The 15,669-nt window shown below is 62.6% G+C and carries 14 protein-coding genes and 2 pseudogenes; 9 read left to right on the top strand and 7 right to left on the bottom strand.

Translation table 11 applies throughout. The annotated features are described in order from the left end of the window. Positions 1-61 precede the first annotated feature (61 nt). Positions 62-319, bottom strand: a complete 258-nt coding sequence (locus BVER_RS32720) for a hypothetical protein (protein ID WP_198155313.1) — start codon at positions 317-319, stop codon at positions 62-64. Between BVER_RS32720 and BVER_RS35990 the strand changes: the two are divergent. Further along, positions 282-362: pseudogene (locus tag BVER_RS35990) on the top strand (hypothetical protein); the annotation flags it as partial. The gene BVER_RS32720 and the pseudogene BVER_RS35990 sit on opposite strands and share 38 nt — an antisense overlap. Before the next feature lie 8 nt (positions 363-370). Here the strand turns inward: BVER_RS35990 and BVER_RS34300 are convergent. Further along, positions 371-751: a hypothetical protein gene (locus BVER_RS34300; RefSeq protein WP_050454787.1), complete on the bottom strand. Its 381-nt coding sequence runs from the start codon at positions 749-751 to the stop codon at positions 371-373. Here BVER_RS34300 and BVER_RS30415 point away from each other — a divergent pair. From BVER_RS30415 to BVER_RS19965, 4 genes and pseudogenes are all read left to right on the top strand, one after another. Further along, positions 726-1,844: a YadA family autotransporter adhesin gene (locus BVER_RS30415; RefSeq protein WP_232316679.1), complete on the top strand. Its 1,119-nt coding sequence runs from the start codon at positions 726-728 to the stop codon at positions 1,842-1,844. The two genes, BVER_RS34300 and BVER_RS30415, sit on opposite strands and share 26 nt — an antisense overlap. A 213-nt stretch (positions 1,845-2,057) precedes the next feature. Beyond that, positions 2,058-2,258, top strand: coding sequence for a hypothetical protein (locus tag BVER_RS31755; RefSeq protein WP_157056147.1), 201 nt, complete (start codon positions 2,058-2,060; stop codon positions 2,256-2,258). Between the two features lie 261 nt (positions 2,259-2,519). Then, a pseudogene (locus tag BVER_RS19970) lies at positions 2,520-3,375 on the top strand (GntT/GntP/DsdX family permease). 10 nt (positions 3,376-3,385) lie between these two features. Then, positions 3,386-3,880: a gluconokinase gene (locus BVER_RS19965; protein WP_050454785.1), complete on the top strand. Its 495-nt coding sequence runs from the start codon at positions 3,386-3,388 to the stop codon at positions 3,878-3,880. A gap of 54 nt (positions 3,881-3,934) precedes the next feature. On the opposite strand, the gene purB is transcribed toward BVER_RS19965, so the two are convergent. From purB to BVER_RS19950, 3 genes are all read right to left on the bottom strand, one after another. Further along, positions 3,935-5,323, bottom strand: a complete 1,389-nt coding sequence (gene purB / locus BVER_RS19960) for an adenylosuccinate lyase (protein ID WP_050454784.1) — start codon at positions 5,321-5,323, stop codon at positions 3,935-3,937. Between the two features lie 83 nt (positions 5,324-5,406). Continuing rightward, complete coding sequence (gene murU, locus BVER_RS19955) at positions 5,407-6,111, bottom strand: N-acetylmuramate alpha-1-phosphate uridylyltransferase MurU (protein ID WP_050454783.1); 705 nt, start codon at positions 6,109-6,111, stop codon at positions 5,407-5,409. A 6-nt stretch (positions 6,112-6,117) separates the two neighbouring features. Further along, the gene (locus BVER_RS19950; RefSeq protein ID WP_050454782.1) at positions 6,118-7,143 is read right to left on the bottom strand and encodes an aminoglycoside phosphotransferase family protein; all 1,026 of its coding nucleotides are present in this window, start codon (positions 7,141-7,143) and stop codon (positions 6,118-6,120) included. 236 nt (positions 7,144-7,379) lie between these two features. On the opposite strand from BVER_RS19950, the gene BVER_RS19945 reads away from it, so the two are divergent. The 4 genes from BVER_RS19945 (at position 7,380) to rsmA (ending at position 13,115) form a co-directional block, all read left to right on the top strand. Further along, a complete protein-coding gene (locus tag BVER_RS19945; protein ID WP_050454781.1) occupies positions 7,380-9,779 on the top strand; it encodes an LPS-assembly protein LptD in 2,400 nt (799 codons plus the stop codon). A 110-nt stretch (positions 9,780-9,889) separates the two neighbouring features. Further along, positions 9,890-11,260, top strand: a complete 1,371-nt coding sequence (locus tag BVER_RS19940) for a peptidylprolyl isomerase (protein WP_370444269.1) — start codon at positions 9,890-9,892, stop codon at positions 11,258-11,260. A gap of 2 nt (positions 11,261-11,262) precedes the next feature. Then, complete coding sequence (gene pdxA / locus BVER_RS19935) at positions 11,263-12,273, top strand: 4-hydroxythreonine-4-phosphate dehydrogenase PdxA (protein ID WP_050454779.1); 1,011 nt, start codon at positions 11,263-11,265, stop codon at positions 12,271-12,273. Between the two features lie 32 nt (positions 12,274-12,305). Continuing rightward, positions 12,306-13,115, top strand: a complete 810-nt coding sequence (gene rsmA / locus BVER_RS19930; RefSeq protein WP_050454778.1) for a 16S rRNA (adenine(1518)-N(6)/adenine(1519)-N(6))-dimethyltransferase RsmA — start codon at positions 12,306-12,308, stop codon at positions 13,113-13,115. A gap of 392 nt (positions 13,116-13,507) precedes the next feature. On the opposite strand, the gene BVER_RS19925 is transcribed toward rsmA, so the two are convergent. Together BVER_RS19925 and BVER_RS19920 are read right to left on the bottom strand one after the other, a co-directional pair. Further along, positions 13,508-14,356: an SIR2 family NAD-dependent protein deacylase gene (locus BVER_RS19925; protein ID WP_050454777.1), complete on the bottom strand. Its 849-nt coding sequence runs from the start codon at positions 14,354-14,356 to the stop codon at positions 13,508-13,510. Next, positions 14,353-15,444, bottom strand: coding sequence for a helix-turn-helix transcriptional regulator (locus BVER_RS19920; RefSeq protein WP_050454776.1), 1,092 nt, complete (start codon positions 15,442-15,444; stop codon positions 14,353-14,355). The genes BVER_RS19925 and BVER_RS19920 overlap by 4 nt, the downstream gene beginning before the upstream one ends. Between the last annotated feature and the right edge of the window lie 225 nt (positions 15,445-15,669).

Below are 15,669 nucleotides of genomic sequence, written 5' to 3'. Positions count from 1 at the left end.
TCAGCTCAACGTCATGCCTCAACCTCTACTCGTGCGCTGCAGACCTGGCTGAGATGTGCGTTTACGTCTGCACCAGACTGCGTCGTCGGGTCCATTCCGGCAAATTCAATTTTGCAGGCCAGACTAGCTCGCTGTCCGCGGGTGTCAGCTCGCTGTCGAGCGGTATCAGCTCGTTGTCCACGGGCATCAGTTCGCTGTCGGCTTCGACGTCTTCGAGCTTCGCATCGCTGTCTTCGGGCATGGCCGACGCGGTCATGTACGACAACTCGACGCACACGAAGGTGACGCTGGGCGGCCAGGGCGCGACGGAACACGTCAAGCTGACGAACCTCGCCGACGGTAAGAACAAGTACGACGCGGTCAACTTCGGTCAGCTGACGTCGTTGTCGAGCTCGACCGGCCTGGATTCGCTGTCGACGGCTGTCAGCTCGCTGTCGACCTCGACCTCGACGGGCATCAGCTCGTTGTCGACGGGCGTAAGCTCCATGTCCACGGCGATCAGCTCGCTGTCGACGGGTGTCAGCTCGCTGTCCGCAGGCATCAGCTCGCTGTCCGTTTCGACCTCGACGGGCATTAGCTCGTTGTCGACGGGCATGAGTTCGTTGTCGACTTCGACCGCGATCGATTCCATGTCGACGTCGATCAGCTCGCTGTCCACCTCCATGTCGACCGGCATCGATTCGATGTCGACGACGTTGAGCACGGTCATCAACGACGTCACCAGCATGTCGACGACGTTGAGCAGCGGCATCAACGGCAAGGGTATCAAGTACTTCCACGCCAACTCGACGGAAGCGGGTTCGTCGGCGACGGGTAAGAACTCGATCGCAATCGGGCCGAACGCCAGCGCAACGGCGGAAAACTCGGTGGCGATCGGCAACGGCGCGATGGCCGATCAGGCGAACACGGTCTCCTTCGGCGGCAATCGCATCACCAACATCGCTGATGGCGTCAACAACAGCGATGTGGCGACGATCGGTCAGCTGAAGAACAGCGGCCTTTACGACGGTAATACTGACACCGTGAAGACCGCCGTAACGTATGACACGAAGCCGGACGGCACGACCGACTACAGCAGCATCACGCTGGGCAACGGTAATGCCACGACGATCCACAACGTGGCCGCCGGCACCGCTGCGACCGATCTGGCCAACAAGAGCCAGCTGGACGCACTGGCCAATTCGATCAAGAACATCACGGTCGAAGCCAATCCGATGTTCGCGGCGGACGGCAACGGCGCAACCGAAGCGGCGGTCGCCAGCGGCCCGCACGCAACGGCGAGCGGTGCCAACGCGCAAGCGCTGTCGATGAACTCGGTGGCGAACGGCGCTAACGCCGTGGCACGTGGCAACTACGCAGCGGCTATCGGTGCGAACAGCTCGGCGACGGCGGACAGCTCGGTGGCATTGTGCGCGAGCTCGGTGTCGGATCGTGCGAACAAGGTATCGGTCGGCTCGGCTGGTAACGAGCGTCAGATCACCAACGTGGCGGCCGGTACGGCGGACACGGATCTGGTCAACGTGAACCAGTTGAACGAGGCCACGGCTAACGCGCAAGCGAACAGCTATACCGATTCGCAGGTCAACGCCTTGCAAAGCCAGGTGTCCGGTGTTGCACGCAGCGCTTACTCGGGTATCGCCGCAGCGAGCGCGATGGCGATGATCCCGAATATCGATCAGGACAAGACGTTCTCGGTCGGTGTGGGTGGCGCAACGTATCAGGGCTACGCAGCAGCAGGCTTGTCCTTGAATATACGTGTGACGCAGAACCTCGTGATGAAGGCCGGCGCGGCGAAGAGCAACGGCGGCACGGTGTACGGTGCTAACGCTTCGTATCGCTGGTAAGTCGTGATTCCCGGGCGCAAGCCCGGGACGCCGGAGCGGTTGAGCAGTCAGCAATCGCTCCGGCGCGCATCTCGTTTTCGGTTACTCATTCAACAAACATGATGTCTAGATTTCTTATCGTAGTGCTGGCGGCGTTCGGCGTACTTCAGGGTTGTACGACGGATAGCGGCCTGACCTATACGTCAAACAAGGTGAACATAGCCGGAAAGGGCGATGCGTATCGTGTCACCTGCGGCGGCCTGTTCGAATCTCAAAACTTCCTGCATCGCTGCCGCGAACCAGGTTTGTCAGGGCAAGCAGATGGTTCTGATCCGTGCGGTGGATGGCGTGCAAGGCAACCAGGGCCGCAACAACGCGCGCGACCTCACGTTCACTTGCGAAGACAAGGCGGCGACGCAGAAGCCGGCGTCCTAAGCTTGACTCAAGGTTTCACCGTAGGGACATGCTCGCTACGGTGCCAAGGCCGACTCTCGACAGAGCGTCGGCCTTTTTTATTGCCCGCGTTATTGTCCGCGCGATCGATGCCGATTGCTTTTGGCACCCGTTTGCCGGCTTACAAGTAAAATTCCGTTACCAAGCGCCGTGTGTGCGCTTGCCGGCCATTGCCTCGGTGTGCAGTGCAGCGACGGCAAACGCACGCATAGCGGATAAATCAACGAAACAAAAGGAGGCGTTATGCCGGCCGTCCACGGGAGCATGTTGTTGCTCTACGCGGTGATTGCGATCGCAGTGCTGATCTGATGATCGCGCGCTACAAGGTTTACCCGTTCCTCGTCCTGATGATCGTGTCCGTGCTGCTGGGCCTCGCGGTCGGCATGCCGATGGACAAAATCGTCAAGGCGTTCGAAACCGGCAACGGTAATACGCTCGGACACATCGCCATTGTGGTCGGGCTGGGCACGATGCTCGGCAAGATGATGGCCGAGTCGGGCGGGGCCGAGCTTATCGCCAATACGCTGATCAATCTGTTCGGCGAGAAGAATATCCACTGGGCGATGATGATCGTCGGCTTGCCGGTGTTCTTCGAAGTCGGCTTCGTGCTGCTGATTCCGATCGCCTTCAACGTCATCAGATCCAGAAGTTCTGCGGCGAATGTCTTGCGCCGATCGCGGGCATCACGCTGATCGTCGGCGCGGGCGGCGGTTTCGGGCAGGTTCTGCGCGATAGCGGCATTTCGCAACAGATCGTCGCCACGGCGACGCAGGCGAATCTCTCGCCGCTGCTGCTCGGCTGGTTCGTCGCCGCGCTGATTCGCCTGGCCACGGGTTCGGCGACGGTCGCGATGACCACGGCCTGCGGCATCGTCGCGCCGATCGCGGCGGCGGGCGGTCACGTCAGCCCGGAACTGCTGGTGCTGGCGACCGGTTCAGGCTCGCTGATCTTCTCGCATGTGAACGACGGCGGTTTCTGGCTCATCAAGGAATATTTCGGCATGACGGTCGGGCAGACGTTCAAGACCTGGTCGTTGCTGGAAACCATCATTTCCCTGATGGGTCTCGGTTTGACCTTCGCGCTCGCGGCGGTCGTGTAAGGAGTTTTCGATGATATTGATCGCAATGGGCGTGTCGGGCGCCGGCAAATCCCTCATCGGCGAATTGCTGGCGGAACGGCTGAAGTGCTCGTTCACCGACGGCGACGCGTTTCACAGCGCCGCCAACAAGGAAAAGATGCACAAGGGCATCCCGCTGACCGACGACGATCGCTGGCCGTGGCTCGAAACGATCCGCGCCGCGATCGTGGAAAAGCAGCGCGCGGGCGAGACGGCGGTGTTCACATGTTCGTCGCTGAAGCGCTCGTATCGCGACGTGCTGCGCGACGGCGACCGCGACGTGTGCTTCGTCTATCTGCACGGCACGTTCGAGGTGCTGAAGGAGCGGCTCGGGTCGCGTACCGGACACTTCTTCGATCCGTCGCTGCTGCAGAGTCAGCTCGACACGCTCGAAGAACCCGGCGACGACGAAGCGATCACGGAAAGCATCGAGCTGACGCCCGAGCAAATCGTGGATAACGTGATCGAGAAGCTGAGGACGCGTTAATGCAAAAAGCCCCGGAATTCCGGGGCTTTTTAGTCTCTACTGCGCGGAAGTCGCTTACGCGATCCGCTTCGCCAGTTCGACCGCCTTGCCGATATACGAACCCGGCGTCATCTCCAGCAGCAGCTTTTTCGCGTCGTCGGGAATCGCGAGACCGTTGATGAAGGTCTGCAATCCCTCGCGCGTGATGCCCTTGCCGCGCGTCAGTTCCTTCAGCTGCTCGTACGGATTCTCGATACCGTAACGGCGCATCACCGTTTGCACCGGCTCCGCGAGCACTTCCCAGCAATTGTCGAGATCTTCGTTGAGACGCGCCGCGTTCACTTCGAGCTTGTCGAGGCCGCGAATCAGCGCGTCATAGGCGAGCAGCGAATAGCCGAACGCCACACCGATATTGCGCAGCACGGTCGAATCGGTCAGATCGCGCTGCCAGCGCGAAATCGGCAGCTTGTCGGCGAGATGGCGCAGCGTCGCGTTCGCGAGGCCGAGATTGCCTTCCGAGTTTTCGAAGTCGATCGGATTGACCTTGTGCGGCATCGTCGACGAACCGATTTCGCCGGCCTTCGTGCGCTGCTTGAAGTAGCCGAGCGAGATATAACCCCACACGTCGCGATCGAGGTCGAGCAGGATCGTGTTCGCGCGCGCGACGGCATCGAACAGTTCGGCCATGTAGTCGTGCGGCTCGATCTGGATCGTGTACGGATTGAACGTCAGCTTCAGACGATTTTCGACGACATCCTTCGAAAACGCTTCCCAGTCGAACTCGGGATACGCCGACAGATGCGCGTTGAAGTTGCCGACCGCGCCGTTCATCTTGCCGAGCAGCGTCACTTGCGCGACACGCTCGATCGCACGCGACAGACGCGCCGCGACATTGGCGATTTCCTTGCCGAGCGTCGTCGGGCTGGCGGGCTGGCCGTGCGTGCGCGAGAGCATCGGCTGTTCGGCGTGCGCGTGCGCGAGCTTGACGAGGCGTTCGTGCACCGAGCGCAGCGCCGGCAGGATCACGCGTTCCCGCGCGCCCGCGAGCATCAGCCCGTGCGACGTGTTGTTGATGTCCTCGGACGTGCAGGCGAAGTGGATGAACTCGCTCGCGCGCTCTAGTTCAGGCTGACCCTTGACCGATTCCTTCAGCCAGTATTCGACGGCCTTTACGTCATGATTCGTGACGCGCTCGATATCCTTGATGCGCGCGGCGTCGTGCGCGGTGAAGCGCTTGGCCAGATTCAGCAGGAATTGCTCGGACGCGTCCGAAAAACGCGGCACTTCGGCGAAACCCGCGCGCGACAGCGCGATCAGCCAGTGAATCTCGACCGTCACGCGATGACGCATGAACGCGGCTTCGGAGAGCCAGTCGCGCAGCGCTTCGGTCTTGCCGGCGTAGCGGCCGTCGAGGGGCGAAAGCGCGGTGAGCGCGAAGAGGGTATCGGGGCGAGTGTCGGACATGATGGCGAGCGCAGGACGGAAAAGACGGAAGAACCACGCATTTTACCATCGGATGCATTCCAATCCGGGCGCTCGCTGGCCGCTCAGCGTGCGCGCAGTTCGTCGTCGAGCGATTGCAGTTGCGCGGGCGTGCCGACGTTTTCCCAGCGGCCTGCGTACAACTCGCCGCTCGCGCGTCCCGCCGCGATGGTTTCGCGGTAGTACGGCGTCAACGCGCGGCGCGTGCCGGGCGCGAGATCGCGGAACATGCGCGTGTCGTACAGACCGATATTGCCGAACGTGAAGCGCGAAACGCCATCGAGCGCGAGCACGCCGTCGTCGCTCAGCGCGAAATCGCCTTTCGGATGAAACGGCGGGTTCGGCACCATGACGAGATGCATGCCCGGCGCGTCCATCGCCGTCAGCGTCGAAGCGCGATCGCGCAAGCTCGCGTAATCGAATTCGCAGAACACGTCGCCGCTCACCGCGATAAACACGCCGTCGCCGATCAGATGCCGCGCCTGCGCGATCCCGCCCGCCGTTTCCAGCGCGTCGTGTTCGGCGGAATAGCGAAGCTCGACGCCCCAACGCGCGCCATCGCCGAGCGCGGTTTCGATCTGCTCGCCGAGCCACGCGTGATTGATCACGATGCGCGCGACGCCCGCCATCGCGAGCCGCTCGATCTGCCAGACGATCAGCGGTTTGCCGCCGACCGGCAGCAGCGGTTTCGGACAGGTATCGGTGAGCGGGCGCATGCGTTCGCCGCGTCCAGCGGCGAAGATCATCGCCGTGTTCAATGCGTGGGTCATCGCGTTTTAGAATGTATAGCCAACTTCGATCGCGCGCCCTTCGAGCGAATCGAGCAGACGCGCGAACGGCCACAGCGGCGCGTAACGCTCGGCCACCTTGCGCGCATAGCCGATGAAACGCGGCAGGTCCGACAAATAGCGCGGCTTGCCATCGCGATAGTGAATGCGGCAGAACAGCCCGAGCACCTTGATATGCCGTTGCAGGCCCATCCATTCGATCTGCCGGTAGAACTCGTCGAAATCCGCATCGACGGGCAAGCCCGCTTTCTTCGCGCGTTCCCAGTAGTACGCGAAGCAGTCGATCTGGAATTCCTCTTCCCAGCTGATGAACGCATCGCGCAACAGCGACGCGATGTCATACGTGATCGGCCCGTACACCGCGTCCTGAAAATCGAGCACGCCGGGATTCGGCTCGCAGACCATCAGATTGCGCGGCATGTAGTCGCGCAGCATGAAGGTTTGCGGCTGCGCGAGCGCGCTGTCGACGAGCAACTGGAACGTCGCGTCGAGCGTCTTGCGTTCGTCGGCGGTCACGTCGCGTCCCAGATGACGGCCGATGAACCATTCCGGCAGCAGTTCCATCTCGCGGCGCAGAAAGGCTTCGTCGAAGGCGGGCAGCACGCCTTCGCGCGCGGTCTGCTGAAAGCGGATCAACGCGTCGATCGTTTCGCGCATCAGCGGACGGGTGTTTTTCTCGTCGAGCACGGAGATGTAAGTGGTGTTGCCCAGATCCGTCACGAGCATAAAACCGGCGTCGAAGTCGGTTTCGAGAATCTTCGGTACATGCACGTTGGCCGCTTCGAGCAAACCGGCCACCTGCACGAACTCGCGGCACTTTTCGGGCGGCGGGGCATCGACGGCGATCAGGGTTTGTCCGTGGTCGGACTGGCAATCGAGACGGAAATAGCGCCGGAAACTGGCATCGGCGGAAGCGGGCGAGAGGCTGTCGAGGTTCAGTCGATAGCGATCGGCGAAGGTCAGAAGCCACGAACGAAGTCGTTCGATGCGTGCGTCGGAGGGAATGTGCGTCATAAATTCGAGAGGCAAAACATCTTGCCATATAATACCCCACGACTTTTTCAAGCGATCCGTTCAAGCCTGGCGCCAGGCTCCGACGACTGTTCGCGTCATCGTTCGATCGAGTGTCGTCCCCGCAAGGCAACGGACCGTCAAGTTCGACACGGTACGGGCGCGGCTGGGGCGCGCTCCGCCAGCCCGGCGGCATCGAGCGCGTAGGACGCGAACGAAGATCGAACCGCCATCGATACATGCCGCCACGACAGTTTCCAGCAAAGAGAATCAACGGCGACGCTCAGCCGAGACGGCGGCGGCTCGTCGCCGCGTTGCTTTCCGTTCCGGGCCTGTTGCCCGCTCTCGCCCACGCCCAGCTCGGTGGCGATGCCGCCTATCCGCAGCCGCTCGACAGTCCCGACAGCCTGCGCATCGCGCCGCAGCTGGAAGAGCATCCGCTGAAGAGCGGCCAGCAGCCGTCGAGCTTCCTGCTCGGCGACAAGGCTACCGGCACCTCCGACGAAGACATGGCGGCCAAGGGTTCCGCCGAAGTGCGCCGCACGACGACCGTCATCAAGGGCGACGCGCTGCACTACGACCAGGACACCGACATGGCCGATGCTTTCGGCAATGTCAGGTTGATCAACAACGGCGTGTCGTTCGCGGGCCCGGAAGCGCATCTGAAAGTGGAAGCGAACGAAGGGTTCATGATGAACCCGAAGTACCACTTCGTGCTGACGGGCGGCTCGGGCAGCGCGGAACGCGTCGATCTGATCGACAGCGAGCGCGCCCGTTTCGATCACGGCACCTACACGGCGTGCCAGTGCGAGAACGATCCTGCGTGGTACATCAAGGGTTCGTCGTTCGACTTCGACACGGGTTCGGAAGAAGGCATCGCGCATAACGGCGTGCTGTTCTTCCAGGGCGTGCCGGTGTTCGCGAGCCCGTGGCTGTCGTTTCCGCTGACGGGCGATCGCCGCAGCGGTCTCTTGCCGCCGACCGTTTCGTATAGCTCGAAGACGGGCTTCGAAACGACGATTCCGTACTATTTCAACATCGCGCCCAATCGCGATCTGACCGTCACGCCGCGCATCATGACGAATCGCGGCGTGCTGGGCGAAGCGACGTACCGGTATCTGTCGCCGACGTATTCCGGCTCGTTCACCGGCGACTATCTGCCGAACGACAGTCAGACGCATACCAATCGTTACGCGATCTTCTGGCAGCATCAGCAGAATTTCGGCGGCGGGTTTGCGGGTTACGTGAACTACAACAAGGTCTTGGACGATCAATATCCGGAAGACCTCGGCAACGCGTCGAATCAGTTCCTGAACGGCACGCAGTTGCTGTATCAGCAGGAAGCGGGGCTGACGTACAGCAACGGTCCGTGGTCGGTGCTGGCGCGCGAACAGCGCTGGCAGACGCTGCAGCCGTCCACGCCGCCGTATGCGCGCGAGCCGCAGTTGAACGTGCAGTATAACAAGTACAACGTCGGCGGATTCGATTACGGATTCGAGGCGGACGCCACGCGTTTCACGATCACGACCGAAGGCGCGACCGACGGCAATCGCGCGTATTTCAATCCGTACGTGAGTTACGGGGTCAATGCGCCGGGCTACTTCGTCACGCCGAAGGTGCAATGGCACTTCGCGTCGTACGACCTGAGCCATATCGCGACGTCGCAGGTGGCGGGTTCGTCGCCGCCGGTCACCGGCCAGCCGAAGAACTTCACCGAGTCGATTCCGACCCTGAGTTTCGACTCCGGTCTGGTCTTCGACCGCTCGGTGCGGCTATTCGGACAGGACTATATCCAGACGCTGGAACCGCGCCTGTACTACGTCTACACGCCGTACCGCAATCAGGATTTCGCGCCGATCTTCGATACCGCCGAATCCGATTTCGGTCTCGCGGAGATCTACACGCCGAACACTTTCGTCGGCAACGACCGCATCGCGGATGCGAACCGCATCACGGCGGGCCTGACCACGCGCTTCATCAACCCGGCGACGGGCGACGAGCGTGCGCGTTTCGTCATCGCCCAGCAGTATTATTTCCAGAGCCAGCGCGTCACGATCACGCCGGGCACGTCGGACTCGTTGCAGGATCAGGCCAAGCACTCGGACCTGATCGCGGGCGCGGCGATCAAGCTGGGCGCTGGTTTCGCTTCGGAAACCGCGTTCCAATATAATGTCGACAACGATCAGCTCGTGCGAACGAGCATCGGCTTCGCCTGGAGCCCGGCGGATCGCAAGGTGATCAACATCGGCTACCGGTACACGCGTTCGAATCAGACCACGCTGGTCAACGAGCCGATCAACCAGATTCTGGTGTCGGGCGAGTGGCCGCTCACCAATCGTCTCTACGCCGTCGCGCGCGTGAACTACGATATGGCGAGTCACCGTCTCGTCGACGGTCTGGTAGGCTTCCAGTACGATGCCGATTGCTGGGCGCTGGGTTTCGGCGCGCAGCGTTACGCGAACGGCGTGAACACGAGCGGGCAGCCTTCGTCGGGTACGCGCGTGCTGGCGCAGCTGACTTTCAAGGGCCTGTCGAATGTCGACAACGGACTGGTCAGCGCCTTCCGCGCCAGCGTGCAGGGTTATCAGCCGCCGCCGCCTTCGGCGCCGCCGCTCGATCGCCTCAGTAATTACGAGTGACGCGCCACGGTGCTGCTGGCGCACAATCCACAAACGGCAGGAAACGCGCATCGCAAAACGGGCGCGCAGCAGCACACGAACGGGTCAAGACTGGATTTGATGGAGTATCTGTGGCAAACGTGAATATGTTTCGATCGACGTTAATTGCAGCCGGCGTGTTCGCTGCGGTGCTGATCCTGAGTACGCCTGCCGGTGCGCAGGCGCTGTCGAACCAAAATGCGCAGGTCGCGGATTCCATCGTCGCAGTCGTGAACGATGGCGTCATCACGCGGCGGGAACTGCAAGATCGCGCGCGTCTCATCGCGCAGCGTCTGCAGCAGCAGAACGCGCCGGTGCCGCCGGCCGAGCAATTGCAGACGCAGGTGCTCGACCAGATGGTGCTGGAGCGCATTCAGCTGCAGCGCGCGAAGGAAGACGGCATCACCGTCGACGACGCAACCGTCAACCGCACGCTCCAGCGTCTCGCGCAGCAAAACCAGATGTCGCTCGACGTCTACCGCTCGCGCATCGAGGCGCAAGGCGTGCCCTGGGACACCTTCGTGCGCGATGCCCGCACGGAGCTGACGTTGTCCAAGCTGCGCGAGAAGGAAGTCGACAGCAAGGTCACCGTGTCGGACGGCGAAGTGGCGAATTACATCGCCAGCCAGCGCGGTCCGGGCGCGCGCAACACGAGCGATCTGCATCTGCAGCACATCATGTTCAAGCTGCCGGCCGATGCGCCCGAAGCACAGGTCCAGCAGGTTCAGACCAAGGCCGACGGCGTGCTGAAGCAGGCGCAAGCCAGCGACGACTTCGCGAAGCTCGCCAAGAGCAATTCGCAGGATACCGACGCCAGCAAGGGCGGCGATCTCGGCTATCGCGCGCCCGGCTCGCTGCCGGCTGGCATCGTGACGGCTGTCGCGACGCTGCGTCCGGGTCAGGTCGTGCCGACGCTGCTGCGCACCGACGGCGGCTTCGAAATCGTCAAGCTGGTGGATCGTCGCGCCAGTCAGGGCACGGCCGCCGATGCGCCGAAGCTCGTGCAGACGCACGTTCGCCACATCCTGTTGCGCGTGACCGACGGCATGTCGGAAGCGGCGGCGCGTCAGAAGCTGCTCGACATCAAGCAGCAAGTGCTGGCGGGCGGCGACTTCGCCAACTTCGCGCGCACGTACTCGCAGGACGGTTCGGCGTCGCAGGGCGGCGATCTCGGCTGGATCAGCCCGGGCGAAACCGTGCCGGAATTCGAGCGCGCGATGAACACGCTCGCCGATGGCACGGTCAGCGATCCGGTGCGAAGCGAGTACGGCTATCACCTGATTCAGGTGCTCGGCCGTCGCGATGCCGAAGGCTCCGCGTCGCAGCAGCTCGATATCGCGCGTCAGGCCATCGGCCAACGCAAGGCCGAGCAGGCGTATTCCGACTGGCTGCGCGAACTGCGCGATACCGCTTACGTGAAGTATCAGGGCATCGCGGCGCAACAGCAGGACGCGTCGAAGTAAGCATGACAACCGCCGACACCCGCGCAGACCGGCCGCTCGCCATCGCCATCGCGATCACGACCGGCGAGCCGGCGGGCGTCGGTCCGGAACTGACGGCCGCAGCGCTCGCCGATGCGCGCGGGCGCTGGCCATCGGCGCGTTTCATCGTGCTCGGCGACCGTGATCTGCTCGCGCAGCGCAAGCTCGTCGAGCGCGACGCCATCGACATCGACATCGACATCGACATCGACATCGAACATCATGCGCTGGCGGCGCCGGTCGAAGCGGGCACGCTGAACGCCGCGAACGGCCGCTACGTGCTGAATCTGCTCGATGCCGCCATCGACGGCGCAGTCGACGGACGTTTCGACGCCATCGTCACCGCGCCGTTGCAGAAAAGCACCATCAACGATGCCGGCGTTCCGTTCACCGGCCACACCGAATATCTCGCTGAACGCACGCACACGCCGCGCGTCGTGATGATGCTCGCCGGTTCCAGCGACAAACCCTTGCGCGTCGCCCTGGCGACCACGCATCTGCCGCTGAAGGACGTGTCGGCGGCGCTGAGCATCGACGGGCTGGTGGAAACGCTGCGGATCATCGATCACGATCTGCGCGCGCATTTCGGGTTGGCCGCGCCGCGCATTCTCGTGACCGGGCTCAATCCGCACGCGGGCGAGAACGGTTATCTCGGCCGCGAGGAAATCGACGTCATCACGCCCGCGCTCGAGCGTGCGCGCGCACTCGGTATCGACGCGCCCGGTCCGTATCCCGCCGATACGCTGTTTCAGCCGCGCTATCTGAAAGACGCCGATTGCGTGCTGGCGATGTTCCACGATCAGGGCTTGCCGGTGCTCAAATATGCGACCTTCGGCGAAGGCATCAACGTGACGCTGGGCTTGCCGATCATCCGCACGTCGGTGGATCATGGCACCGCGCTCGATCTGGCCGGCACGGGCCGCGCCGATCCGGGCAGCATGATCGCCGCAATCGACGCCGCGGTGTTCATGGCGCATCACAAGCGCGCGGTCTGATCCTTAGCGTCGCTGCTTCATTCACAACGAGTATGTCCACCAAACACCAAGGCCATTTCGCGCGCAAGCGCTTCGGGCAAAACTTTCTCGTCGATCAGGGCATCATCGATTCGATCGTCGATACGATCGCGCCTGTGCGCGGCGAACGCATGGTCGAGATTGGGCCGGGGCTGGCCGCGCTCACCGAACCGCTGATCGCACGCGTCGCGACGGCCGAGTCGCCGCTGCACGCGGTCGAACTGGATCGCGATCTGATCGGACGGCTGGAAAAGCGCTTCGGCGAACGGCTCGTCGTGCATTCCGCCGATGCGCTCGACTTCGACTTCGGCACGCTCGCGCTGGATGGCGAGAAGCCGTCGTTGCGGATCGTCGGCAATTTGCCGTACAACATTTCGAGTCCGCTGCTGTTTCATTTGATGGCGTTCGCGCCGAAGGTCGTCGATCAGCATTTCATGCTTCAAGACGAAGTGGTCGAGCGGATGATTGCCGAGCCGGCGAGCAAGGACTATGGGCGCTTGTCGGTGATGCTGCAGTATCGTTATTCGATGGACAAGCTGATTGACGTGCCGCCTGAGTCGTTTAATCCGCCGCCTAAGGTGGATTCGGCTATTGTGCGGATGATTCCTTATGCTGCGCATGAGATGACGCCGGTCGATCAGGGCGTGCTTAGCGACGTTGTTAAGGCCGCGTTTGCGCAGCGGCGGAAGGTGTTGCGGAATAACTTGTCTGCTTATCGCGATAAGGTCGATTTTGAGGCGCTCGGGTTTGATCTTGCGCGACGGGCTGAAGAGGTGCCTGTTAATCAGTTTGTTGCGCTGGCGCGGGTGGTGCAGGGGGGTTGATTGCGTTTTCGGTTCGTGTTTTCAGTAGCCGCCCCCCCGGCGGTGGGGTCACTTTCTTTGCGGCGGCAAAGAAAGTAACCAAAGAAAGCCGCTTTTTTTCCGGCACCAGTTGCTTCTTCGAGCTACCGCTCTTGTGATTCGCTCGTGGTCCCCGGGTAGCGAGTGCTCTCCTTTCACGAAAGCGGGAACGGCTCCCATGCGATCCGTTTTCTCTCGACTACCTTGGTATCGGTCCCCTTCGGCTTCCTCCGGCCTCGCTGCGCGGCCGGTTTGGGACGTTTGGGCAACCGGCAGGTGATTAGCGAAACGACCTCGAATGCCGCATCGCATTGATCGTTATTCGGCCCTACCTTGGTTTGAGGTTTGGGCTTCGGCCTTAGCACGTCATCGATTTACGTCGGCAGCAGCGCTTCGATTCTTGTTAGCGTTTCCTGCGCGCCTCCCGCGATGCCCACGCCAATCTGCGGCGCGATCTTGTGCTCACGCGGGTTGATCCTGATCACGCGCGATCCATGTGTTTCTCCCACGCGTTCGCTGAAGCGCCTTACCGTCGGTAGCGCGCCGCCCGCGCCCAGTTCCACCACCACACGTTTGGCGCGCGCCAGCCACGCGGCGAGTCGCTCGGCCTGTTCCTCCGCTCGTCGGTCGACCCACTTCCAGTCGCCGAACATCAGGATGTTGGGTCGCGCGAGCTTGCCGCAGTGCGGACACATTGGCAGCGCGTTGGTGAGTTCGCAGCGGCTTTCGTCGACGATCGGCACGAAGCCGTGCGCCGACCAGATGTCGTCCGTGCAGGCATCGACGCATTGCAGCGAGTCGATCGCGCCGTGGCATTCGGCGATGCGTTCGGCCGAGAAGCCCGCGCGCTGGAATTGTCCGTCGACGTTGCTCGTGAAGACGAACGCGCCCGCTTTCATGCGCGATGCCCAAAGCTGCAAAATGCGGAAACCGTCGTGCGGCACCGTTGCCCGATACAGCGCCAGCCGATGCCCGTAAAAGCCCCACGTCAACCGGGGATGCCGCGCGAAACCGTCGGGATTCGCCATCTCCTCGAACGAATAGCCGTGCTTTCGCAATGCCGGATATGCGCGCCAAAAGCCTTCCGGTCCGCGAAAATCCGGCAGGCCGGAATCGACGCCCATGCCCGCGCCGGCCGTGATCAGCATGCCGTCGGCATCGCGGATCCACGCGGCCGCCTGCTTGAACGCGGCGGCTTGTTTCTCGACGAACGCGTCCTTCATGCGGACGGCTCCGTTTCCTTCACGCTCGCCGTCTGCCGATATCGCTCCGCGAGCTTCAGACAATCCGCCGCGAATTCGTCGCGCAGCGCTTGCGGCGCGAGAATCTCGACGCCCGCGCCGAGCGCGCGCAGCCACCAGCGCAGCTTGAGGCTCGGCGTCACCGTGCCGGAGACCGTCATCCGGCCGTCCGGCAGCGTGCCGATTTCCTGATCCTTCGACATCGGCGATTCGCGCAATTGATTGCCCGCCGCGCCTTCGAACGCCAGTTCCAGACGCACGGGCGACTCGGGCAGAAAATCGAACACTTGCTGCGTCTCGATGTACGTGCGCAGCGTGAAGTCCTCGGGATACGTGAACGCCTCGCCCGATTCCGACACCGACCGAATCCGGTCCAGCCGATACAACGCGCGCGGCCATTCCGTCTCGCCTTTCTCCGGGCGCGGCGCGTGTCGCGGATCCTGCGCGACCATGTACATCGCGCCGGCGGACTCGACCAGCGCGAGCGGCCAGAGCTTCTTCGTTTTAGGCGCATCGTCCTGCGCGCCTTTGTACGCTGGCCGGTATTGCACCAGCAACTCGCGCTCGAAGAACGTCGCCGTCGCGACCGTCTGAAAGATCTCCGGACGCAGTTTCGGACGGATCAGCGTGAACGCGCCATCGACGGAATCGATCTTGTCGGCCCACGCGCGATAAATGCGGCTGTCCGCCTTTTCCTGCGACAGACGCGATTCGGCCGCCTTGAACAGCGGATCGATATCGCGCGTGACCGCGTTCGGCAGCTTGTTGCCCGCGAAGCGCTGAAGGATATGAAACGCCACCGCCTCGGATGCGCTCATCAGGCCGACGCCTTCCTGCAGGCCGTGCAGCCACGGCTTGCGTTGCCACAGTAACTCGCGGCCGTTGATCGTCGAGACGACGCGCGAATCCGCTTCGAGCGCGGTCAGATGGCGCTGCACCTTCTTCGTATAGCCGACGCGATGCCCGCGTTCTTCGAGACGCCGGCGCACTTCGGGCGTGGAAAGCCAGGCGACCGCGTCGCGTTCGGTCGGCAGCACGCGAAGGATCGCTTCATCGAGGCTGGATGTCATGAGAGTGCGGCATCAAAAAATAAGACCTGTCCGATTATAGGGACGATCGAGACAGATTGTGTTCCGCTTGTCTGAGTGCGCCGGTAGACTGGCAAGGAAGTAGGTGGTGAAAGTCCACTGCGATGAAGGAGTAGCGAACCACATCGGCCCCGAGCCGTGCGCAGGTCACCGCGAGGTGATCGGCGAAGCGTCGGCAGGGGAGCGTGCGGGCCAGCCATTGAGCCG

Source organism: Candidatus Burkholderia verschuerenii, from assembly GCF_001189365.1.
Lineage (GTDB): Bacteria > Pseudomonadota > Gammaproteobacteria > Burkholderiales > Burkholderiaceae > Caballeronia > Caballeronia verschuerenii.
This window is presented reverse-complemented; position numbering and strand designations above follow the sequence as displayed.